This is a genomic window from Saccharopolyspora sp. NPDC045839, assembly GCF_056431645.1.
Genome location: NZ_JBWKKH010000051.1, coordinates 19,250 through 40,660 on the forward strand (window position 1 = coordinate 19,250; position 21,411 = coordinate 40,660).

Annotated in this window: 18 protein-coding genes; 6 read left to right on the forward strand and 12 right to left on the reverse strand. The window is 69.4% G+C overall.

Going from position 1 to position 21,411, the window contains the following annotated elements; genetic code table 11:
• Nucleotides 1-227: 227 nt before the first annotated feature.
• Genes AC07EQ_RS40335 through AC07EQ_RS40345 form a run of 3 tightly spaced genes read right to left on the reverse strand, consistent with a single transcriptional unit; the run spans nucleotide 228 to nucleotide 3,711 of the window.
• Nucleotides 228-989 (reverse strand): decaprenylphospho-beta-D-erythro-pentofuranosid-2-ulose 2-reductase, encoded by a 762-nt coding sequence (locus tag AC07EQ_RS40335; RefSeq protein ID WP_478393067.1) that lies wholly within the window; start codon nucleotides 987-989, stop codon nucleotides 228-230.
• Nucleotides 986-2,347, reverse strand: a complete 1,362-nt coding sequence (locus tag AC07EQ_RS40340) for an FAD-binding protein (protein WP_478393068.1) — start codon at nucleotides 2,345-2,347, stop codon at nucleotides 986-988. The genes AC07EQ_RS40335 and AC07EQ_RS40340 overlap by 4 nt, the downstream gene beginning before the upstream one ends.
• Nucleotides 2,347-3,711, reverse strand: a complete 1,365-nt coding sequence (locus tag AC07EQ_RS40345; RefSeq protein WP_478393069.1) for an FAD-binding oxidoreductase — start codon at nucleotides 3,709-3,711, stop codon at nucleotides 2,347-2,349. Before AC07EQ_RS40345 ends, AC07EQ_RS40340 begins: the two co-directional genes overlap by 1 nt.
• A 184-nt stretch (nucleotides 3,712-3,895) precedes the next feature.
• Here AC07EQ_RS40345 and AC07EQ_RS40350 point away from each other — a divergent pair, with 184 nt between their 5' ends.
• Nucleotides 3,896-4,333 carry a GtrA family protein gene (locus AC07EQ_RS40350; protein ID WP_478393070.1) on the forward strand — a complete coding sequence of 146 codons (438 nt, stop codon included), beginning with the start codon at nucleotides 3,896-3,898 and terminating at the stop codon, nucleotides 4,331-4,333.
• A 177-nt stretch (nucleotides 4,334-4,510) separates the two neighbouring features.
• Here AC07EQ_RS40350 and AC07EQ_RS40355 read toward each other — a convergent pair whose 3' ends face one another.
• Nucleotides 4,511-4,771 (reverse strand): hypothetical protein, encoded by a 261-nt coding sequence (locus AC07EQ_RS40355; RefSeq protein WP_478393071.1) that lies wholly within the window; start codon nucleotides 4,769-4,771, stop codon nucleotides 4,511-4,513.
• A gap of 255 nt (nucleotides 4,772-5,026) precedes the next feature.
• Between AC07EQ_RS40355 and AC07EQ_RS40360 the strand changes: the two genes are divergently transcribed.
• Complete coding sequence (locus AC07EQ_RS40360) at nucleotides 5,027-5,557, forward strand: LppP/LprE family lipoprotein (protein ID WP_478393072.1); 531 nt, start codon at nucleotides 5,027-5,029, stop codon at nucleotides 5,555-5,557.
• A 108-nt stretch (nucleotides 5,558-5,665) separates the two neighbouring features.
• Here AC07EQ_RS40360 and AC07EQ_RS40365 read toward each other — a convergent pair whose 3' ends face one another.
• The 5 genes from AC07EQ_RS40365 to AC07EQ_RS40385 all read right to left on the reverse strand — a co-directional run bounded on the left by AC07EQ_RS40365 (nucleotide 5,666) and on the right by AC07EQ_RS40385 (nucleotide 12,362).
• Complete coding sequence (locus AC07EQ_RS40365) at nucleotides 5,666-8,965, reverse strand: arabinosyltransferase domain-containing protein (RefSeq protein ID WP_478393073.1); 3,300 nt, start codon at nucleotides 8,963-8,965, stop codon at nucleotides 5,666-5,668.
• A 167-nt stretch (nucleotides 8,966-9,132) separates the two neighbouring features.
• Nucleotides 9,133-10,047 carry a galactofuranosyltransferase GlfT1 gene (glfT1, locus tag AC07EQ_RS40370; RefSeq protein WP_358567828.1) on the reverse strand — a complete coding sequence of 305 codons (915 nt, stop codon included), beginning with the start codon at nucleotides 10,045-10,047 and terminating at the stop codon, nucleotides 9,133-9,135.
• Nucleotides 10,044-10,862 carry a galactan export ABC transporter ATP-binding subunit Wzt/RfbE gene (wzt, locus tag AC07EQ_RS40375; RefSeq protein ID WP_478393074.1) on the reverse strand — a complete coding sequence of 273 codons (819 nt, stop codon included), beginning with the start codon at nucleotides 10,860-10,862 and terminating at the stop codon, nucleotides 10,044-10,046. Before wzt ends, glfT1 begins: the two co-directional genes overlap by 4 nt.
• 17 nt (nucleotides 10,863-10,879) lie before the next feature.
• Nucleotides 10,880-11,731 (reverse strand): galactan export ABC transporter permease subunit Wzm/RfbD, encoded by an 852-nt coding sequence (wzm, locus tag AC07EQ_RS40380; RefSeq protein ID WP_478393075.1) that lies wholly within the window; start codon nucleotides 11,729-11,731, stop codon nucleotides 10,880-10,882.
• 100 nt (nucleotides 11,732-11,831) lie between these two features.
• Nucleotides 11,832-12,362 (reverse strand): bacterial proteasome activator family protein, encoded by a 531-nt coding sequence (locus tag AC07EQ_RS40385; protein WP_478393076.1) that lies wholly within the window; start codon nucleotides 12,360-12,362, stop codon nucleotides 11,832-11,834.
• Between the two features lie 242 nt (nucleotides 12,363-12,604).
• Here AC07EQ_RS40385 and AC07EQ_RS40390 point away from each other — a divergent pair, with 242 nt between their 5' ends.
• The gene (locus tag AC07EQ_RS40390; RefSeq protein ID WP_478393077.1) at nucleotides 12,605-13,804 is read left to right on the forward strand and encodes a cysteine desulfurase-like protein; all 1,200 of its coding nucleotides are present in this window, start codon (nucleotides 12,605-12,607) and stop codon (nucleotides 13,802-13,804) included.
• 193 nt (nucleotides 13,805-13,997) lie between these two features.
• Here the strand turns inward: AC07EQ_RS40390 and AC07EQ_RS40395 are convergent, their stop codons facing one another.
• Nucleotides 13,998-14,975, reverse strand: a complete 978-nt coding sequence (locus AC07EQ_RS40395; protein WP_478393078.1) for an NAD(P)H-quinone oxidoreductase — start codon at nucleotides 14,973-14,975, stop codon at nucleotides 13,998-14,000.
• A 186-nt stretch (nucleotides 14,976-15,161) separates the two neighbouring features.
• Here AC07EQ_RS40395 and AC07EQ_RS40400 point away from each other — a divergent pair, with 186 nt between their 5' ends.
• The 3 genes from AC07EQ_RS40400 to AC07EQ_RS40410 all read left to right on the forward strand — a co-directional run bounded on the left by AC07EQ_RS40400 (nucleotide 15,162) and on the right by AC07EQ_RS40410 (nucleotide 19,211).
• Nucleotides 15,162-16,673 (forward strand): M28 family metallopeptidase, encoded by a 1,512-nt coding sequence (locus AC07EQ_RS40400; RefSeq protein ID WP_478393079.1) that lies wholly within the window; start codon nucleotides 15,162-15,164, stop codon nucleotides 16,671-16,673.
• Nucleotides 16,674-16,859: 186 nt separating this feature from the next.
• Nucleotides 16,860-18,020, forward strand: a complete 1,161-nt coding sequence (locus tag AC07EQ_RS40405) for an endonuclease/exonuclease/phosphatase family protein (RefSeq protein ID WP_478393080.1) — start codon at nucleotides 16,860-16,862, stop codon at nucleotides 18,018-18,020.
• A gap of 117 nt (nucleotides 18,021-18,137) precedes the next feature.
• On the forward strand, nucleotides 18,138-19,211 hold the full coding sequence (locus AC07EQ_RS40410) for an alpha/beta hydrolase family protein (RefSeq protein WP_478393081.1): 1,074 nt from the start codon (nucleotides 18,138-18,140) through the stop codon (nucleotides 19,209-19,211).
• Nucleotides 19,212-19,715: 504 nt separating this feature from the next.
• Here the strand turns inward: AC07EQ_RS40410 and AC07EQ_RS40415 are convergent.
• Both AC07EQ_RS40415 and AC07EQ_RS40420 read right to left on the reverse strand, forming a co-directional pair.
• On the reverse strand, nucleotides 19,716-20,252 hold the full coding sequence (locus AC07EQ_RS40415) for a DUF4352 domain-containing protein (RefSeq protein ID WP_478393082.1): 537 nt from the start codon (nucleotides 20,250-20,252) through the stop codon (nucleotides 19,716-19,718).
• Between the two features lie 123 nt (nucleotides 20,253-20,375).
• Complete coding sequence (locus AC07EQ_RS40420; protein WP_478393083.1) at nucleotides 20,376-21,260, reverse strand: dihydrodipicolinate synthase family protein; 885 nt, start codon at nucleotides 21,258-21,260, stop codon at nucleotides 20,376-20,378.
• Nucleotides 21,261-21,411: the final 151 nt, after the last annotated feature.

The window sequence follows — 21,411 nt, forward strand, 5'->3', positions numbered from 1 at the left end:
GGTGCGCACCCGTGCTGATTCCCGATTCTTCGCGACTGCCGCCCTGTTTTCGTGCATAACGGGGAATGCGCGGGATAACCCTCGAAATCGCAGGGGTACCCCTTCCCCCGAATGCTGCGATTTCACACGGACGGCCCCCTGCGGAAGCCGAATCCCAGTGCCGCCCAACGCTCCCGCAACGTCGAAGGGCCGCCGGAAACGATTCCGGCGGCCCTTCGGAAAACCGGTCAGATCGGCAGGCGGCGGAAGATGGCGCGCGGCACGTGCCGCAGGATCGACATCACGAACCGGAACTGCGCGGGGGCGTACACCAGCGGGCTGCCCTTGCGGACGCCGTTCACGATCACCTCGGCGACGCTTTCCGGGGTGTTCGCCATCGGCGCGGCCTTCATGCCCTCGGTGAGCTTGGTGTGGGTGAAGTTCGGCCGCACGACGGTCACCTTGACGCCGTGCTCCTCCAGCGCGTAGCCCAGGCCGGAGAAGAACACGTCCAGGCCGGCCTTCGAGGAGCCGTAGACGAAGTTCGACCGCCGCGCGCGCTCACCGGCGGGGGAGGACATCACCGCGACGTTGCCGTGGCCCTGCTTGCGCAGCTTCTCGGCCAGCAGCACGCCCAGCGACACCGGGGCCAGGTAGTTGATGTCGGCCACCGCGCGGGCCGCCTCGACGTCGGTCCAGCCCTTCTCGTTGTCGCCCTGGATGCCGAAGGCGATCAGCGTGACGTCGACGTCTCCGTCGGCGAAGGCCTTGTCGATGACCTCGGCGTGCGTCTCCGGCTTGCGGGCGTCGAACGTCAGGATCGACACCGTGCTACCGGTCTTGCGCAGCTGCTCGGCGGCCGCGTCCAAGCGCGCCTGCTCCTCCGGGCGGTCCGCGAGGATGATGCGCAACGGGCGCTGCTCGGCGTACTTCCGCGCCGTCGCCAAGGCGATGTCGGAGGTGCCGCCGAGCACGAGCAGGGACTGGGGGTTTCCAACGGCGTCGATCACAGCTCAAGCCTCCGGCTCATGTCTGAAGCGAAAATGCCTTCGGGGTCAACGGATTGGCGAATCTTGCGGAACTCGTCGACTCGCGGATACATCTGGTGGAACGTCTCCGCCGTGGTCCGCGAGTCCTTCGCGGTGTAGAGCCGACCGCCGATGCCGAGCACCATCTCGTCGAGATCGGAGCACAGCCGGGAGAGGCCCGGCTTGATCGGGAAGTCGACGCAGACCATCCAGCCGGGGTGCGGGAACGACAGCGGCGCCCGGTTGCCCTCGCCCATCTGCTTGAAGACGTTGAGGAACGAGTAGTGCCCGGAGTGCGCGATCCGCAGCAGGATCCGGCGCAGGTCCTCGTGCGCGTTCAGCGGCGTGCTGAACTGGTACTGGAGGAAGCCCTTGGAGCCGTAGGCCCGGTTCCACTCGCCGAACATGTCCAGCGGGTGGTAGAAGGCGGTCAGGTTCTCCACCACGCCGAGCTTGCGCTTGGGCGACTTGCGGAACCACGCCTCGCCGAGCGCGCTGAAGGTCAGCTTGTTGGCCAGCCCGTTGGGGAACACGTCGGGCAGCGTCGCCAGCTTGGGCGCGTCGAACTTCAGCGGGTCCGCGCGCAGCTTCGGCGGCAGCTCGTCCAGCTTGGCCAGCGAGCCGCGGCTGAACGCGGCGCGGCCCAGCTTGGGGCCGGTGGAGATGGCGTCGAACCAGCCCGAGGAGTACGTGTACTCGTCCTCGGAACCGTTGCTGACCAGCTCCAACGTCTCGTCGAGGTTGTCGGTGCGCTCGAGGTCGGCCACGAAGTACGCGGTCTCGGTCCGGGTCATCTTGATCTTGGCCCGGATGATGATGCCGGTGAGGCCGATGCCCGCCACGGTCGCCCAGAACAGGTCCGACTCGTCGCCGTCCGGCGTCACCGTCCGGACCTGCCCGTCCGCGGTGATCAGGTCCATCGACAGCACGTGGTTGCCGAAGCTGCCCGCGCTGTGGTGGTTCTTGCCGTGGATGTCGTTGGCGATCGCGCCCCCGATGGTCACCTGCCGGGTGCCCGGCAGCACCGGGACCCACAGGCCGTGCGGCAGCGCCGCCCTCATCAGCTGGTCCAGGCTGACGCCGGCGTCCACGTCCACGATCGCGGTGTCCGGGTCGATGTCGTGGATCCGGTTCAGCCGGGTCATGTCGACGACCACGCCGCCGGCGTTCTGCGCGACGTCGCCGTAGCTGCGGCCCAGGCCGCGGGCGAGGACGCCGCGCTCACCGGCCGTGCGCACCGCCTCGGCGATCTTCCCGACGTCGGTGGTGCTCAGCACGCGCGCCTGGGTCGGCGCGGTGCGGCCCCAGCCGAAGAGTTCCTTGGTTTCGAACGCGGTCATCAGAGACTGAGCCTCCGGGAGAGGTCGGAGCGGAAGATGCCCTCCGGGTCGACCGAGGCGCGGATCTTCCGCCACTCCTCGATCCGCGGGTACATCTGCTCGATCATCTCGGCCGACGTGCGGGACTCCTTGGCCAGGTACAACCGGCCGCCCGCGGTCAGCACCATCTCGTCGAGCTCCCGGCACAACCGGTCCAGGCCCGGCGTGATCGGGATGTCGACGGTCAGCGTCCAGCCCTTGCGCGGGAACGACATCGGCGCCTGGTTGCCCTCGCCGAAGGTCTTGAGCACGTTCAGGAACGACACGTGGCCGGACGAGCTGATCTTGTCGATCGAGCGGCGGAACATCGCCTCCTGCCCGAAGGGCACCATGAACTGGTACTGCAGGAAGCCGTTCGAGCCGTACACCCGGTTCCACTCGCCGACGAGGTCCAGCGGGTGGAAGAACTGGGTGATGTTCTGCACGAGGCCGAACTTCGTCGGTGCCTTGCGGTACCAGACCTCGTTGAACGCGGTGATGGTGAACTTGTTGACCAGGCCGTTGGGGAAGATCGGCGGGGCGGTCATCAGCTGCGGCGCGTTGAACTTCAGCGGATCCTTGCGCAGCTTCTTCGGCAGGTCCTCGATCCGGGCGGAGTTGCCGCGGGTCAGCAGCGCGCGACCCAGCTTGTCGCCGCGGGCAAGCGAGTCGAACCAGGCGACCGAGTAGACGTAGTTGTCGTCCGAGCCGTCGGTGAAGTGCTCGATCAGCTCGTCGAGGTTCTTCGTCTGCACGTTGTCGACCAGGAAGTACGCGGTCTCGACGCGCTTGAGCTTGATCGTCGCCCTGGTGATGATGCCGGTCAGGCCCATGCCGCCGACCGTGGCCCAGAACAGCTCGGCGCCCTCGCCGTCCGGGGTCAGCGTGCGGACCTCGCCGTCGGCGGTGAGCAGGTCCAGTGACAGCACGTGGCTGCCGAACGAGCCCTGCGAGTGGTGGTTCTTGCCGTGGATGTCCGAGCCGATGGCGCCGCCGATGGTGACCTGGCGGGTGCCCGGCAGCACGGGGATCCACAGGCCGTGCGGCAGCAGCCGGCGCATCAGCGTGTCCAACGACACGCCCGCGTCGACGACGACGGTCGCGTTGTCGACGTCGATCTGGTGCACCCGGTCGAGGGCGGTCATGTCGATGACGGTGCCGCCCGCGTTCTGCGACGGGTCGCCGTAGCTGCGGCCCAGGCCGCGCGCGATGACGCCGCGCTCACCGGCCTCGCGGACCGCCTTGGCGATCGCCTCGACGTCCGGGGTGCTGACGACGTGCGCCCTGGTGGGCGCGGTGCGCCCCCAGCCGGTCAGCGTCTGAAGCTCGTCCTTTACCGATCCCACCCAGCCGAGTCTATCCGCGCTGGAGCGGCCGATACGGGCGGGTACATCCGGTCCCCGGCGGTGTGCGATGCGTCATCGCTACACTCTTCTGGGACGTTCGCGGAGTTCGATCTCCCACGTCTTCGGCGTCCAGCCGGGTGCCCCAGGTACCGAATGCCCTGTCGTCGGATCCCGAGGTGAACCAGTGGCCGTGGCCGAACCCGCAGCCCAGACCGAACAGAAGCGCCTAGGCGTCGTAAGCCAGCTGATCCGCTTCATCGTCATCGGCGGCGGCTGCGCCGTCATCGACTTCGGCACCTACTCGCTGCTGCTCGGCGTGGCCGGTTGGCCGGTGTGGCTGTCGAAGTCGATCTCGTTCATCCTCGGCACCACGGCTTCGTACCTGATCAACCGGAAGTTCACCTTCCAGGGCGCGAACACCGGCAACACCGGGGCCAAGGCGGGCGCATTCGCCCTGCTCTACACCATCACGTTCTTCGTGAACATGGGCTCCAACCAGGCCCTGGTGATGGTGTTCAACGCGCAGGAACCTTGGCAGTTCACGCTCTTCTGGGTCATCGCCCAGGGCCTCGGCACCTTGATCAACTTCATCATGCTCAAGGTGCTCATCTTCCGCGACTGACCCACCAGGGACCTGCCACGACACGGCCCCGGCTCCCGGTGGTCCGCAATTTCAATGGAAATCAGAGGTTCGATTTCCATTGAAATTGCGGGAGTTGTCCACAGGCACCGGCGTGTCGAGGTGCGACACGCCGATGTTCCGCAGTTTCAATTGAAACTGCGGAGAACGGTGACGGTGTCAGTTGCGGAAGCCGGTGCCGCGGGCCGGCGCGCCGTAGGCGTCGGAGCGGGTCGTTTCGAAGTGCGCCGTGGCCACGTGCGCGAAGTTCACCGCGAAGCGGCCGCCGTCGGCCGTGATGAGCGACTTCGTGCTGCCGTTGGCCATCGAGTCGGCGAGCACGTCGCGGAGCGCGTCGGCCTCGGCCGGGTCGAGCGCGATGTGCAGCGGCTGGCTGGCTCCGGCGAGGTGCAGCACGAGTCCTGGGCGTGTCTCGGGCATCGGATCTCCCAATCGCAGCCGCCCCGACGACCGCCGGGGCGGAGTTCCCCCGCAGCGCGAGGGCTTCCACGCTCCAGCGGACCACGAATCCCGAGGCCCGAACACCCGATTTCACCCTGAGCGGATCCGAGACCCAGCCCCACCAGTGCTTTTCGCTCACGGCGTATCCGCTGCTGCCGGGCGGAACCGATCTCCGGCGCCTGCGTCGAACGAGTAGGCGCGGACGGTTGTCCGCCCGTGAACTCGGAGGTTCTGGTGGGTAGTCGTTGTCTCGTCGGGGCGTTGCCCCTCCTCGCCGCGTTGCTCGTGGGGTGCGGTGCGCCACCGGCCGAGGAGCCGAACCAAGCCGTTCCGCCGGGACCGGCCGCGCCGCCGACCCAATCGACCGCGCAACCGCAACCTGCCCCGCAGCCAGACCCCTTCGACCTCGCCGCGGCGCTGGCGCTGATCGAGGGACAGGGGTTCACCCCGGATCCGCCGGAGGGCCGGCTCGCCGGGCCGATCCGGGCGATCCACGCCATGTGCACGGGCAGCGCCAACGGCCGCTGCCAGGCCGTCTTCTTCTTCGACGGGCAGCAGTTGGTGCACCGGGTGGACGTCGGCCTGGTGAACATCCTGTCGCAGGACGGCAAGGCGGTGCGGGTGGAGTTCCCGGTGTACGCCGCCGGCGATCCGGGCTGCTGCCCGAGCGGCACGCCGACGCAGCACACGATCACGGTGCAGAACGGCCAGCTCGACGCCCAGCCCCCGGTCGGCTTCGAACCGAACTACCCCGGCGACTACTGATCACCCGGGCTGAGCCGGTCGGTTCACCCCGGAACCGGAAAGCACCAGCCTTCGGCGCGCGGCCGAAGGCTGGTGCTTCGCTCCAGGGACCTCCGCACGGGCAAGCCCCTACTCGGGTTCTTCCTCCGGGGGTTCGAAGGCCTTCACGTCGTTGCGGTCGTCGCTGCTCGGGACGTCACCCGGCAGGTGGACCGTCTTCGACAGCGGGCCCGGCGTCCAGGTGCCCCAATGGGTTTCCTGGTGCACGTCCATCGCCGCCTGCGCGGGCAGCGCGTCCGGCTCGTACGGGTCGACCGCGTACAGCGAGCCCCAGTCCCGGTGGATGTTGTTCTTCAGGTACGTCGGCAGCTCGCGCATGCTGGTGGACACGTTGAGCCAGCCGAACGGCCCGCCCGCGTCCGGCGACGACCAGCCCTGCCCGATGTCGCGCACCTCGGCGCCGGCCGCCACCCGGAACTTCGGGATCTCGGCGATGCCGTTGTGCACGCCCGGCAGCTGCAGGCACGGGTGCACCAGCGCGGCCGTCCACTCCACGAACGTCGGCTGGTCCCGGACGAAGTCGGTCATGTTCACCAGCTGCGGCGCCCGCGGCGCGCTCACCGCGACCCAGCCGTTCGGGCCCAGCGAGTTGTCGGTGGCCACCACGCGCATCTTGGTGGCGCCCTCGGACTTGCCGCCGACGGTGAACCGGAAGTCCCGCCACGCCGGGCCGGGCTGCTGCACCACGTACTTGCGCTCGGTGATCAGGAAACCGGCGTCGGTGTCGTGGCCGAACTCCAGCGCCACCGAGTTCGCGCCCAGCTCCGCGCCCGCCAGCGAGAGCACCACCGGCACCTCGCCGGTCTTCGCCCGTTCCGGCAGGTCGTACCACTGGGTGCGCAGCTCGCCGGTGCCGAGGCCGGCCGCGTCGTAGCTGCCCCACACCGGCGCGTTGTCGTTGCCGAACTGGTGCGGCGGCTTCCAGTCGTTCTCCTGCATGCCTGCGCCGTCGTCGGGCGGCAGGCCGGGCCGGTTGAAGCCGACCATCTTGGCCCGCATGTACTGGTCGGCGTCCTCCTTGCCCTCCAGCCGCTTCGGCGGGATGCCGATGTCCTGGTCCTCCGACGGCGCCGCGGTGCCCGGCTGCTCGCCGGACACCCGCAGCATGCCGGACTGGGGATTGGTCTCCACGTAGACGTAGTCGGACAGGCCGCAGCTGGTGCCGACGATCTGCTTGATGTTGTCCGAGCCGAGGCTGTAGCTGCCCCACTGCTTCTGGATGACCTTGCCGAAGTTGGCGAGCTCGAAGAGCACCAGCAGCGCGCACAGGATCGACAGCGGCGCGGTGCCCAGCCGCAGAGCGCGGCTGCGCTTCTCCTCGCGCCCGAAGCGCTCGTCGACGACCTTCGGGTTGTTCTCGTCGATGCGCAGGTGCTCGATGAACGCCACGATCAGCGCGATCCCGGCGACGACGAGGAAGATCGTGCTCAGCTTGTAGTCGCTGATCTCCGGCGGCATGTTGAACCACGGCACGCCCCAGCCCGAGACGTACCACCAGGCGTTCGGGCCGGTGGCCGTGAACGCCAGGATCACCATGAGCATCGCGAGGAAGCCCGCCCGGTTGCGCCGGGAGCGCAGCACGGTGCTGCTGGTGGCCAGCGCGGTCAGCGCCGCCAGGGCACCGCCGAAGGCGGCGAAGATGCCGAAGTGGTGGGACCACTTGGTGGGGGTCAGGACCAGCACCACGAAGGACAGCGCCGTGACCGCGAGCAGTCGCCGGCTCGGGCCGAGCGCCGCGCCCCGGATGCGGCCGCGCCGCAGCAGCACCACGGCGCAGGTGGCCAGGCAGAGCATCACCAGCAGCACCGGGAACCGGCGGGTCAGCGAGCCGTCCGGCGTCTGGCTGAACAGCAGGTTGTAGCGGCTGAGCTCCTCGTACCAGCTCTGGCTCGGGCCGAGTTCGGTGCGCAGCTTCGTGGCGTCCATGACCGACTGCCAGGTCTGGTCGGAGAACACCAGCGTCAGGATCACGAACCCGGAGGCCGCGATCGGCGCCAGCACCGGCAACCAGCCGAACTCCTGGGCCCGCTTGCGGACCAGCCGGAACAGCGGCTTCAGCGCCGCCACGAACGGCAGCACGGACACCATGCCGTGCGGGTTCGCCCCGACCGACAGGGCCGCGACGACGAGGCCCAGCGCGGCGGGCATCAGCCGGCCGGTCGCCACGGCGCGCTCGACCGAGCACAGCGCCAGCAGCGAGAACAGCACCACGACCGGCTCGGGCCGCAGGCCGTTGTTGTAGGGCAGCCAGAACGCCAGGAACACCGCGGCGGCGGCCCAGCCTGCGGCGTTGCTGCGCCGCACCTGCTGGCCGAGCCGCGGCAGCACCTCGCGGCTGATCAGCAACCAGCTGACGATGCCCATCAGCAGCGCGGGCAGCCGCACCCACGGCGTCGCCGTCGAGACCTGCACCCACAGCGAGTACAGCTCGTAGAACCAGCCGAACGGCGCCTCGGGGACGCCGAACCAGCGGAAGTAGTTGCTGATGTAGCCGAAGCTCTCGCGCGCCCGCGCGATGGTCAGGATGTAGCCGTCGTCCGAGGTCATCGCGCCGATGACCCACCAGACGACCAGCGCGCCGATCACCGAGGCGTCGCGGAACGTCGGCTTCCACCAACCGGCGGGGGCCCACTTCGGCGGGCGCCGGCCGGCGCGCACGTCCAGCCGCCGCAGGCAGACCACGGAGCCGATGAACGCCAGCACCGCGAGCGCCATCGCGACGCCCTTGATCGTGGTCGCCTGGCTCTCGTAGCGGTTGTCCACGCGGGCCTCGAAGGACAGGCCGCGCACGTCGTCGATGCCGTCGTTGAGCCCGGAGTAGATGCCGGTCAGCTGCGGGCGCTGGTCGCCGCGCAGGTTCGCCAGCGACTCGTCGCCGACGCCGGCCGTGGTGCCGTACGCGTCGGAGTGCAGCGAGAACGAGCAGTCGCCCGCGGGCAGCGGCACCGTGCCCACTTGCTGGCCCTTGGTCAGCATCGTCAGATGGCCGTTGTCGACCTGCAGCGTCAGGCCGGTCAGCTTGCCGTAGTCCGACGTCGGCGGGTTCGTGCTCAGCACCGTGGCCGGACCGTTGGTGCGGGCGTCCAGGCTGCGCACGGCGGCGCACGGCACCTCGGCGTTCAGCCACACCGGCGAGTAGCTCACCAGCGGCGCCGACACCGACTTGGTGCCTTCCGCCGTCGGCCACTTCAGCGTCGTGATGTTGTAGTCGACGGGGAGGAACGGCACCGCCAGTGCGAGCACCGTGCCGAGCAGCCCGAAGATCGACGCGAACAGCTTCAGCCGCTTGGCTGAGGGTTGCCGGCGTTCGGTCTCGGATTGCGCCGAAGCATCGTCCGTTCGGCGGCTTTCTTCCTGGCCACTGAGCACGGGTGGAGGATAGTAGCCGCTGGTCCGAGCCCCTTCGCGGCATTCGGCCGGTGTGCAAATCACCACTCGGACCGGTGCCGTGAGCTGCGATCTCAGGTAGCTCTCAGGCCAGTCTCAGTCTCTCGTAATCGTCCGGTGGCATCAGTTTCAATTGAAACTGCCACGGATCAGCGGCGGTAGAACTTCTCCTGCTGGCCCTGGCGGAGCAGACGCAGCCACTCCTTGAACGCCTTCGGGTCGCGCTTCTGGCCGACGAAGTACAGGCCGAAGCGGAGCACCTCCAGCGCGCCGATCTTCCGCATTCCCGGCTGCGACAGGAGGTAGCCGCGGTTGCGGTACGTGTAGTAGCGCTTCGCCGCGTCCGACGGGTCCTGGGCGTGGAACCGGCCGCCCAGCATCGGCTTGAACTCCGCCGAGCCGTCCGGGTGCAGGAACCGGGTCTTCAGCGTGGTGCCGAACGGCAGCCCGGAGCGGACCACCCTGCGGTGTACCTCCACCTCGTCGCCGCGGAAGAACAGCCGGTAGTCCGGCACGCCCACCACGTCCAGCGTCGAGGCCCGGAACAGCGCGCCGTTGAACAGCGACGCGATGCCCGGCAGGAAGTCGTCGCCGCCGAGCTCGCTGACCCGGCGCTTCCAGGTCAGGCCGCGGCGCAGCGGGAACGCCAGCTTGTCCGGGGTGTCGATGTTCACCACCACGGGCGACACCGCGGCGAGCCGCCGCTTCTTCGCGACGTCCAGCAGCGTCGAGAGCGCGTGCTCGTCGGCGGGCCGGCCGTCGTCGTCGCCCAGCCACACCCACTCCGCGCCGAGCGACAGCGCGTGCAGCATGCCGAGCGCGAAGCCGCCGGCGCCGCCGAGGTTGCGCTGCGAGACCAGGTAGGTCGACGGGATCGGGCAGTCCGCCACCACGTCCTGCGCGGGCTGGTCCGGTCCGTTGTCGACCACCACCAGGTGGTCCGGGAGTCTGGTCTGGCTCGCGATCACTTTCAGGGACTCGGCCAGCAGCTCGCGACGGTGCCTGGTGACGATCACCGCGACTACGGATCCGGCGGGCAGCTGCTGTGCGGAGTCGGTGCTCATGAGCCTTCTTTGCTCCCGATCGTGGCCGCGGATTCGCCGATCCGGGCCAGGGTTTCCTCGCTGAGGTGCTCGAAGGGGTCGTAGCCCTTGTAGTGCGTCAGGACTTCGCGCAGCGACCCCTGCTCCCGCATTCCGCCCTTGTCCATCCAGATCGCGGTGCTGCACAGCTCGATCAGGAACTCGTCGGAGTGCGAGGCGAAGACCAGGATGCCCGATCGCTTCACGAGGTCGTTCAGCCGGTCCCGGGCCTTCTCCAGGAAGTCGGCGTCGACGGCGCCGATACCCTCGTCCAGGATCAGGATCTCGGGGTCGATGGAGGTCACGACGCCCAGCGCGAGCCGCACGCGCATGCCGGTGGAGTAGGTGCGCAGCGGCATCGCCAGGTAGTCACCGAGCTCGGTGAACTCGGCGATCTCGTCGATCCGCTTCTCCATCTCTTTGCGGTTCATGCCGAGGAAGAGGCCGCGGATGATGATGTTCTCGTACCCGGAGATCTCCGGGTCCATGCCGACGCCGAGGTCGAACACCGGGGCGACCTTGCCGACCACCCGCGCGCTGCCCCGGGTGGGCTCGTAGATGCCGGCGAGCAGCCGCAGCAGGGTGGACTTGCCTGCGCCGTTGTGGCCGACGAGCGCGACGCGGTCGCCGTGCCGCAGGGACAGGTCGATGTCGTGCAGCGCCTCGATGATCGGCACCCGGCTGTCAGTGCCGATCTTGCCGCCGGCCTTGCCGAGCACGGCTTTCTTCAGCGATCGGGACTTCGCGTCGAAGATCGGGAAGTCGACCGATGCGTTCCAGACGTCAATGCTGACCAAAGTTCCTCAGCTCCCGATCAAACCCAGTAGGGGACGCGTGCGCGGTAGTTGCGCATGACCAACAGAGCCAGCAGCCATCCGCCGACCGTGAACCCGAGCACGATCAACCAGTGGTGCAGCGACTGGTTCGTCCCGAGCATCGGGGCGCGCGCGATCTCGACGAAGTGGTAGATCGGGTTGAGCTGGGCCAGCCAGGCGCGTGGCCCGGCGTTCTGCTCCAGGATGTCGATCGGCCAGACGATGGGCGACATGAAGAACAGCAGCTGCATGAAGCTGTTGATCACCGGCGGGATGTCGCGGAACCGGGTGCTCGCGACGCCGAAGAGCAGCACCACCCAGCCGCCGTTGATCAGCAGGAGGAACAGCGCGGGGATCGCCGTGATGATCGTCCAGGTCACTGGGGGCTGGAAGATCGCCAGGATGACGAGATAGACGACGAGGTTGTGCAGGAACAGCAGGAACTCCCGCCACACAGTGCGCAACACGTGCACGCTGATCGGCGCGGGCAGCTGCTTGATCAGGCCCTCGTTGTGGATGAACACCTCGGTGCCGGACAGCAGGCAGCCCTGGATGAAGTACCAGATCATGAACCCGACGGTCATGTACGGCACGTACTTGCCGGGGTCCTGCCCGAAGATCGTGGAGTACATCAGGCCGAGGCCACCCGCGGTGACACCCATGCCGATGGTGATCCACAACGGGCCGAGTATCGATCGGCGGTAGCGCTGCTTGATGTCCTGCCAGCCGAGATGCGCCCACAGCTGGCGCTGCCCGAAGCCGTCGCTGAGGTCCTTCGCTGCCTTGCGCCAGGACCGCGACGAGGTCTCCGGGGGAGCCGTGGGGCGGTCTAGCGTGCTCGTGGACTGCACAGTGCGTCAGAGTACCGACCTCAGGTGTGCCTCTCCGGCGTGGGCATCACTCGAAGGCGTAGCGCCCGCCTGGAGTCGGGCGCGCAGCCTCCACGGAGCGTCACAGGTACTGGCCGGTGCCCCGGGTGTGACCGGGTTCGACCTCGGCGCCGCTGCCCGCCGGCAGGCCCCGGCGCATCTGCTCCAGCTGGGCGCGGGCGGCCATCTGCTGCGCGAACAGCGCAGTCTGCAGCCCGTGGAACAGGCCCTCCAGCCAGCCGACCAGCTGGGCCTGGGCGATCCGCAGCTCCGACTCGGACGGCGTCGACTCCTGGGCGAACGGCAGCGACAGGCGCTCCAGTTCCTCGATGAGCTCCGGGGCGAGGCCCTGCTCCAGTTCGCGGATCGACGACTGGTGGATCTCCTTGAGACGGGTGCGGCTGGCCTCGTCCAGCGGTGCCGCCCGGACCTCCTCCAGGAGCTGCTTGATCATGGTGCCGATGCGCATCACCTTGGCCGGCTGTTCGACCAGGTCGTTGATGTCCTCGCCGCGCTCCGGCTGCTCGTCGGAGCTCAGGGCGGCCCCGATCGGCTTGCCGTCCTCGCCGACGACGAACACCTGTGGCCGGCCCTCACTCGGATCGTGGGTCATGTCTCCATCCTGGCTGGTCGATGTCGCATCCGTAATTCAGGGTGCCTTGCCCAGCGCCACCGGCGCAGGCGTTTGCGCAGGTAGATAGCCGTGCGTGGTTTGTGCTGCTATAGCGACACAAAGTACACACGGGCCCTGGACGGGCGAAACACTCGCCTCCGAGAGTCGTCGCCGGGCGCGAGTGATGCGATATCTGCCACCCGGCAGCGAGAACGCCGCGCCCCGTACGTAACGTGTTCCCCATGGCGTTCGACGTCGCGGCTGTTCGCGGGCTCTTCCCCGCGCTGGGCGACGGGTGGGTGCACCTGGACGCCCCGGCGGGCATGCAGGTTCCTGAACAAGTGGCGACCGCGGCGTCCACCGCGCTGCGAGCCCCGGTATCCGGTCCGGGCGGGATCTTCCCCGCATCGCAGCGCGCCGAGGCGATCGTGGAGGCCGCCCGTCGCGCTTTTGCGGACCTTATCGGTGCCAACCCCGCCGGGGTGGTGCTCGGGCCGAACTCCGCCGTTCTGCTGCAGCGGCTCGCCGATGCGCTCGGCGACGGCTGGATGATCGGCGATGACGTCGTCGTCTCCCGGCTGGACCACCCGGCCAACGTCGCGCCGTGGCAACGCGCCGCGCAGCGCTCCGGCACCACGGTCCGGTGGGCCGAGGTCGACATCGAGACCTGCGAGCTGCCCACCTGGCAGTACCAGGAGCTGGTCACCCCGCGCACGAAGGTCGTCGCGATCACGGCGGCGTCGGGTGCGGTCGGCAGCCGGCCGGACGTGCGGCAGGCCGCGGACGCCGCGGCCGAGCAGGGCGCGCTGGTGGTGGTCGACGCGTCCGCGGCGGCGCCGTTCGTGCCGCTGGACATCACCGCGATGGGCGCGGACGTGGTGGCGGTGAACGCCTCGGCGTGGGGCGGGCCGCCGGTCGGCGCGCTGGTGTTCAAGAACCCCGCGATGCTCGACCAGCTGCCGTCGGTGGCGCTGGAGCCCGGCGCGCGCGGCCCGGAGCGGCTGGAGCTCGGCCCGCACGCCCATCCGCTGCTGGCCGGGCTGGTGGCCTCGGTGGACTACCTGGCGGAGCTGGACGATTCGGCGGTCGGGCCGCGCCGGGAGCGCCTGCTGACGTCGCTGGGTTCGGTGAAGTCGTACCAGGCGGGTCTGCTGGCGAACCTGACCAACGGGCTGCGGAAGCTGCGGCACGTGATGGTGATCGGCGACGCGATGCGCCGGGTGCCGTCGATGGCGTTCACGGTGAACGGGGTCAAGGCGGAGGACGCGGTGGAGCACCTCGCGGAGCGTGGGGTCTGCGCGTTCGCGGATCCGGGCACGCACGGGGTGTTCGCGGTGCTGGGCGTCGGCGAGGTCGGTGGTGCGGTCCGGGTGGGCCTGGCGCACTACACGAACGCCTCCGAGGTGGACCAGCTGGTCCGTGCGGTCGCCGAACTCGGCTGAGACCGGTCACCACCGCAATTTCAATGGAAATCGAAGGTCCGATTTCCATTGAAATTGCGGAAGTTGTCCACAGTCAGGGCGAGTTGTCCACAGCACGCCGCTCGTGAGTGGTCCTTCCGGTTGAAGGACCACTCACGAGCCGCAGTTCGCCAGTCCTGGGACCGCAGTTTCAGTTGAAACTGTCGTCGGACCGTCAGCGGACGAGGAGGATCTTGCCGCGGACGTCGCCCGCCTCCAGCATCGCGTGCGCTCGCGCCGCCTCCGGCAGCGGCACTCGATCGTGCACCAGCGTCCGCACCTCGCCCGCCTCGACCAGCGGCCACAGCCGCTCCCGCACGTCGGCGACGATCGCCGCCTTGCCCTGCGGCCCTTCCACCGGCCGCCCGCGGAGCCCGAGCACCGACAGGTGCAGTCGCTTGACCAGCATCTTCCCCAGGTCCAGCTCGGCCTTCCGGCCGCCCTGCATGCCGATCACGGCCAGGTGCCCGTCGGGCGCCAGCGCGGACAGGTTGCGGTCCAAGTAGGACGCTCCCATGTTGTCCAGGATGACGTTCGCGCCGCCGAGCTCCTTGACGATCGCGACGAAGTCCTCGTTGCGGTAGTCGATGACCGGGTCCGCGCCCAGGTCGGCGCACAGCTGCCGGCTCGTGGCCGATCCGGCGGTCGCCGCCACGCGCGCGCCGATCGCCTTGGCGATCTGGATCGCGCTGGTGCCGATGCCGCCGGCGCCGCCGTGCACGAGCAGCAGCTGTCCGCTCCGGAGCCCGGCCTCCAGCACCACGTTCGACCACACGGTGCAGTTGACCTCGGGCAATCCGGCGGCCTCGACGAGGTCCACGCCGGCGGGTTTGGGCAGCACCTGCGCGGCGGGCACCGCGACCCGTTCGGCGTAGCCGCCGCCGGCGAGCAGCGCGCAAACCTCGTCGCCCACCTGCCATCCGGTGACGCCTTCGCCGATTTCGGCGATGGTTCCGGAGCATTCCAGCCCGAGGATGGTGCTGGCGCCCTTCGGCGGCGGGTAGTTGCCCTGCCGCTGGCTCAGGTCGGCGCGGTTGACCGCGCTCGCGACGACGTCGATGAGCACCTCACCCGGACCGGGCCGCGGGTCGGGGTGTTCGGTCCATTCCAGCACGTCCGGTTCGCCCGGCTCGCGGATCGAAATCGCGTACATGCCCTGGACGGTAGTCAGCGACGGAGGGTTCGCAGCGCGTGGTGCGGGAGTCCGAAGTCGACCGGACAACTCGGGAAAAATGGGAAATAGTCCCCGCTTCTTAACGCTTCCCAGAGCGGTCTTGACTTCGTTGAGTGATCCTCTCAAGGCTAGCCAGCACAAAGTCCATCCGAAGCGGGGAGCATGATGAGTTCGCGAACCATCACACCCAAGCGCTCGGCGGCGGCCTTGGCCGCGACGTGCGCCGCCGCGTTGCTGACCGTCACCCCGGCCAGCGCGGCGCCGGCCGACCTCGGCTCGACCATCAACGCCAACGCCGTGAACCGTCACCTGATCGCGTTCCAGCGGATCGCCGACCAGAACGGCGGAAACCGCGCGTCCGGCCAGCCCGGCTACGAGGCGAGCGTCGACTACGTGGCGGGCAAGCTCCGCGGCGCGGGTTTCGACGTCACCACGCCGGAGTTCACCTATCAGGCGTACTTCCTGGACTCGTTCAGCCTTGCGGTGGCCGGTCAGCCGGTCGAGGGTGACGCGCTCGAGTACTCGCCGGCCACCCCGCAGGGCGGCATCACCGCGCCGCTGGCCGTCGCGCCGGTCGACGACACGCCGGGCTGCTCCGCCAGCGACTACGACGGGCAGGACATCACCGGCAAGGTCGTGCTGATCCAGCGCGGCGCGTGCACTTTCGGGGAGAAGGCGAAGTTCGCCGGCGAGCGCGGGGCGGCGGGCGCGATCATCTACAACAACGTGGACGGTGCGCTCAACGGCACGCTCGGCGACCCGGACATCTCGAAGATCCCGGCCGCCGGGGTCACCAAGCAGGTCGGCGAGGCGCTCGCCGGGCAGGCCGGCGCCGAGGTGAAGCTGGACGTCCAGGCTCGCCTGGAGACGGTCACCACCCGCAACATCGTGGCGCAGACCCGCACCGGTCGCACCGACAACGTCGTGATGGCCGGCGCGCACCTGGACAGCGTTCCCGAGGGCCCGGGCATCAACGACAACGGCACCGGCAGCGCGGGCCTGCTGGAGGCGGCGCTGAAGCTGGGCGGCAGCCCGAAGGTCAACAACGCCGTGCGGTTCGCGTTCTGGGGTGCGGAGGAGTCCGGCCTGGTCGGGTCGACGCAGTACGTGCAGGGCCTGAGCTTCGAGCAGCAGCTCGACATCGCGCTGTACCTGAACTTCGACATGATCGGTTCGCCGAACGCCGGCTACTTCGTCTACGACGGCGACGGCTCCACCGGTGGCCCGACGGGTCCGCAGGGCTCGGCGCAGATCGAGCAGGACTTCGCCGCCGCGATGGCCGAGCAGGGCGTCGAGGTGGAGGGCGACGAGTTCGACGGCCGTTCCGACTACGGCGAGTTCATCGCGGTGGGGATCCCGGCGGGCGGCCTGAACACCGGCGTCGAGGAGCTCAAGACCGAGGAGCAGGCGGCGAAGTGGGGCGGCACCGCGGGCGTCGCCTTCGACCCGAACTACCACGCGCCGGGCGACAACCTGTCCAATGTGGACCGGGTTGCGCTGGAGCGGAACGCCAAGGGGCTGGCCGCGGTGATCGACGGCTACTCGAAGAGCACCGAGGCGGTGAACGGGATGCAGAGCCGCGCCCAGCGCGCGCAGCTGCGTGCCGCGCAGGTCACGATGATGGCGCAGCACGACGCCCCGGTGCTGCCCAAGGCCGGTCACCACAACCTGGCCTGACCGACACCTGCGGGAAAGGTTCGAACAGCGCGCGGGGCACTTCCGGCCACCAACCTGCCCGGAAGTGCCTCGCCCGCTTCCCGGTGGTCCGCAATTTCAATGGAAATCAGAGGTCCGATTTCCATTGAAATTGCGGAAGAACTCACCGGGTGGGGTGGTTGTCGTAGTCCGATCGGAGGGGATGTCGTGAAACGTGCCGTTCTTGCGGTCGCCGCGGTCGCCGCAGCTCTGGTGGTGCCTGCCGCCGACGCGGCGCAGCCGGTGCGCTTCGCGACGTTCAACGCCTCCCTCAACCGCGCCACCGAGGGCGAACTGCTCGCCGATCTGTCCACACCGGACGATCCGCAGGCCCGCGAGGTGGCCGAGGTGGTGCAGCGGGTCCGCCCGGACGTGCTGCTGCTCAACGAGTTCGACTACGTCGAGGGCGGCGCGGCGGTCGACGCCTTCCGCACCAACTACCTGGCGCACGGCCAGGGCGGCGCCGACCCGATCGACTACCCGTACGCCTACACCGCCCCGGTGAACACGGGCGTGCAGACCGGCATGGACCTGGACAAGGACGGCACCGTCGGCGGCCCGGGCGACGCCTACGGCTTCGGCGCGTTCCCCGGCCAGTACGGCATGGTGGTGCTGTCGAAGTACCCGATCGGCGAGGCCCGCACGTTCCAGCGGTTCCGGTGGGTGGACATGCCGGGCGCGCAGCTGCCCGACGACCCGGCGACGCCGCAGCCCGGCGACTGGTACTCGCCGGAGCAGCTGGCGGCCCTGCGGCTGTCGTCGAAGTCGCACTGGGACCTGCCGATCGAGGCCGGCGGGCGGACCGTGCACTTCCTGACCTCGCACCCGACGCCGCCGGCCTTCGACGGCCCGGAGAAGCGCAACGCCCTGCGCAACCACGACGAGATCCGCTTCTGGGCGGACTACGTCAGCCCGGGCCGGGGCGGCTACATCTACGACGACGCGGGCGCTCCCGGCGGTCTCGCGCCCGGCGCCCGGTTCGTCATCGCGGGCGACCAGAACTCCGACCCGGTCGACGGCGACAGCAACGGCGCCCGCCAGATCCTGCGCGCCCCGCGCGTCATCGACCCGCTGCCGGGCAGCGCCGGAGCGGTCGAGGCGAGCCTGACCCAGGGCGGCGCGAACGCGGATCAGCGCGGCAACCCGTACTTCGACACCGGCGACTTCAACGACAAGGCGCCCGGCAACCTCCGGGTGGACTACGTCCTGCCGTCGGCGCCGCTGATCCCGTTGCGCGCCGGGGTCTTCTGGCCGGGTTCGCACGACGAGCTCGCTCGCCTCAACGACGCCTCGGACCATCACCTCGTCTGGGCCGACCTGCTGGCCTGAGCCCCGGCATCACGTAGCCGCACTCCACGCTGAGGCCGGACCTGGGGCCGTGTTCAGGGGCGAACAAGGGTTTTCGCCGGACGCGCCCGGTACGGCCGTTGCCCGAGGCTTGGCGGCATGAAAACTCTGATAGCCGCGGTAGCGGCAGGCGTCCTGCTGGCCCCGGCGGCGGCGGCCGAGCCCGCGCCCCTCGCGCTCCCCGAACCGACCGGCCCGCTCGCGGTCGGCAAGACCACGCTGCACCTGATCGACCACGACCGCCCCGATCCGTGGGTGCCGCAGGAGAACCGCGAGCTGATGGTGTCGCTGTTCTACCCGACCGAGGACCGCGACGGGCCGCGCGCCGAGTACGTCACGCCCGAGGAGTCGCGCCTGATCCTGGCGGGCCTGCGGGTGACCGGGGTTCCCGAGGAGATCCTGAGCACGACCCGCACCCATGCGGTGGCGGATGCGGAGCCGCTGGACCGGAAACTGCCGCTGGTGGTGCTCTCGCCCGGACACAGCTTCTCGCGCTCGTCGCTGACCGGGCTGGCCGAGGACCTCGCCAGCCGCGGCTACGCAGTCGCGGCCGTGGACCACACCTACGAGGCGAGCGCGATCACGTTCCCGGACGGCCGGATCACCGAATGCCTCATCTGCGAAACGAAACCGGACGGGCCGACCATCGCGCGGAACCGCGCGATCGACGTCTCGTTCGTGATCGACGAGCTGGCCGGAACGGGCCTGATCGACGCGGACCGCATCGCGATGGCCGGCCATTCCCTGGGCGGCGCGGCCGCGGCGCACGCGGTGCGGGAAGACCCGCGGATCCGCGCCGGGGTCAACATGGACGGCACCTTCCATCCGGAGCTGACCGAGGACCTCGACCGCCCGTTCCTGATGCTGGGCGCGGACAAGCACGGTCGGCCGGGCGCGGACGAAACCTGGGACGCCAGCTGGCCGCACCTGACGGGCTGGAAGCGCTGGCTTTCCGTCGCGGGCACGGCACATTCGTCGTTCACGGACTACTCGATCCTGGCGGAGCAGCTGGGGATCGACGTGGGGAACGAACCGATGACCGGCGATCGCACGGCCCGGATCACCAGGGACTACGTCGCCGCGTTCGTGGACCTGCACTTGCGGGACCGGCCGCAGCACCTGCTGGACGGCCCGTCCCCGCGCTACCCCGAAGTCCGCTTCGAGAACCCGTGACGGCCCAGATTCCGGACGCACGCTGAAGATGCCCGATTTCAGGCAAAATCGCGAGGCCGGTAGGGGGCACCCGACGAGCGTCGAAGGCTCCCGATTTTAGGCAAAGTCGCGAGGCCTGCGGAGCGCCGACATGGGCGAAGGCTCCCGATCCAGGGGGTTGGAAGGACTCCGGGCGCGGTGCCTGCTGGGGTGGCGATTTCACGCGAAATCGCCACCCCGCCCTCACGCGGAGCGGTGATTTCGCGTGAAATCGCCCGCCCTCGCGTTCCCGTCTCGCGACGTGCCCGCACCCCTTTTGAAGCACCGGCATCGTCGATGCGGCCTGCGTCCGCCTGACCGTTCCGCGCGGCGCCGTCGGGCCCGACGAGACGATCGGGGATCCGCAGGTCCGCGAGGGGCTGCGAGATGTCCTGCGCACGATCGCGAAGCACGTGGCGGGGTGACCGAAAGCGGGCGTCGGTCCCGGGACGAAAACCGACGCCCGCCCCGATCGCCGCTGGTGCGTCAGCGCCAGGTGGCGATGGCCTCGGTCGCCCCGATCGGCTGGTACTTCAGCACGAATCCGGTTGCGTCGGCGGGCACGTCGAACACGACCTTGCCGCTTCCGGTGTCGCCCTTGGACAGCAGCGTCGCGAACAACATCCCGTCCATGTTGGTGCCGTTGGGAGCGGCGTTGGGGTACTCGGTGCCGGAGGCGTCGGCCAGCATGAACGACGTCGCGGCCACGGCCCCGCCGTCGCCGCCGAGGAGTTCCGCTTGGACGTCGACGACGACGTACTTGCCTTCCACCGGGGCTTCCGAGAATTCGGTGAAGTCCTTCGGCGTGCTAGCGGTGATCGCGAATTGGCTGCCGTCGTTGGTCGCACCGGCCTTTTCCCCGAAAGCGGCCTCCGGGGGCAGTTGTTCCGCGGGTTGCTGGGGCTCCGCGACCGCCTCGGCGGTGCTTTCCGCGGGCGCCGCTGCGTCGGGGGCTTCGCCGCTTCCGCAGCCGACCAGGCCCATCAGCAGCAAAGCGGAAAGCGGGGCGATCAGTTTCTGCACTTTTCCTCATAAGTTCGAACGAATGCGAACGTTGGCATGGTGCCAGTCGCTGGCACCCGCAACAACGAGATCAACTAACTGATCCGGAATTCATTTGAACTGAACCGGAGATGCCCGTTCGCACTATTCGGCGAGGATCTGATCGAGCACCGCGGCGACCTCTTTCCGGGCGGCCGGGTCGAGCCCGCGCAGCGGCCGGGGCAGGTTCGGGCCGGTGATGAGGCCGAGGTGTTCCGCCGCGGCGGAGACCACGCGAATGCTGCCGTACTGCCGAAACAGAGTCCACAAAGGATTCAGCTGGTCGGACAGGGCGGTGGCCTCGCCGCTGTCGCCCTCGGCCGCGACGCGGGTGATGGCGAGGCACTGCTCGGGCAGCAGCCCGCCGAGGACGCTGAACCACAGGTCGGCGCCCCCGCTCAGGCCGCCGGCGGCGAACTGGTCGCCGCTGACGCCGACGGCGACGTCCCGGGGGAGCTTGCCGCGGAGCGCGGCGATCCGCTCGCGCGCCTGGCCGGCGAAGATGCCCGGGATCTTCACCGCGGCGACGTTCGGCAGCGCGGCGATGCGCCCGTGCAGGTCGTCGCTGAACGTGAAGTGCGTGGTGCCAGGGTTGTCGTACACGCACAGCGGAACGCTCAGCTCGCGGCTGACGTCCTCGAAGAGCCCGAAGACCTCGTCGTCGTTGAGCGGCTGGTAGGACACCGGCGCGAGCAGCACCGCGGACGCTCCGGCGTTCTGGGCGTCCTCGGCGTGCGCGCGGACCTGGGAGGTGCGCAGCGCGCCGATGCCGACCATGACGGGCACGCCGCCAGCGGCGTCGACGGCGATCCGTGCGGCGCGGGCGCGCTCCTCGCGGTCGAGGTAGGCGTAGCCGCCGGTCGAGCCGAGCGCGCCGATCGAGTCGACGCCCGCCGCGGAAAGCCGGGCGACGAGGTTCGCGAAGCCGCGTTCGTCGATGCCGTCTTCGCTGGTGGGAGTGAGTGGGAAGGCGCTCAGGCCGGTGAACATGGCGGACGTTTCCTTTCGGCGTGCGGACGACTCTCAGCCTGCCGCAAGAAGTGGCCTCCCCGAAGAGCCAGTCAACGCCTCCTCTGAGATGCCACTTCAGTGACCATGAGAACGGATGACGATCAGTGGACGACTGACCCCGGTTTCAATT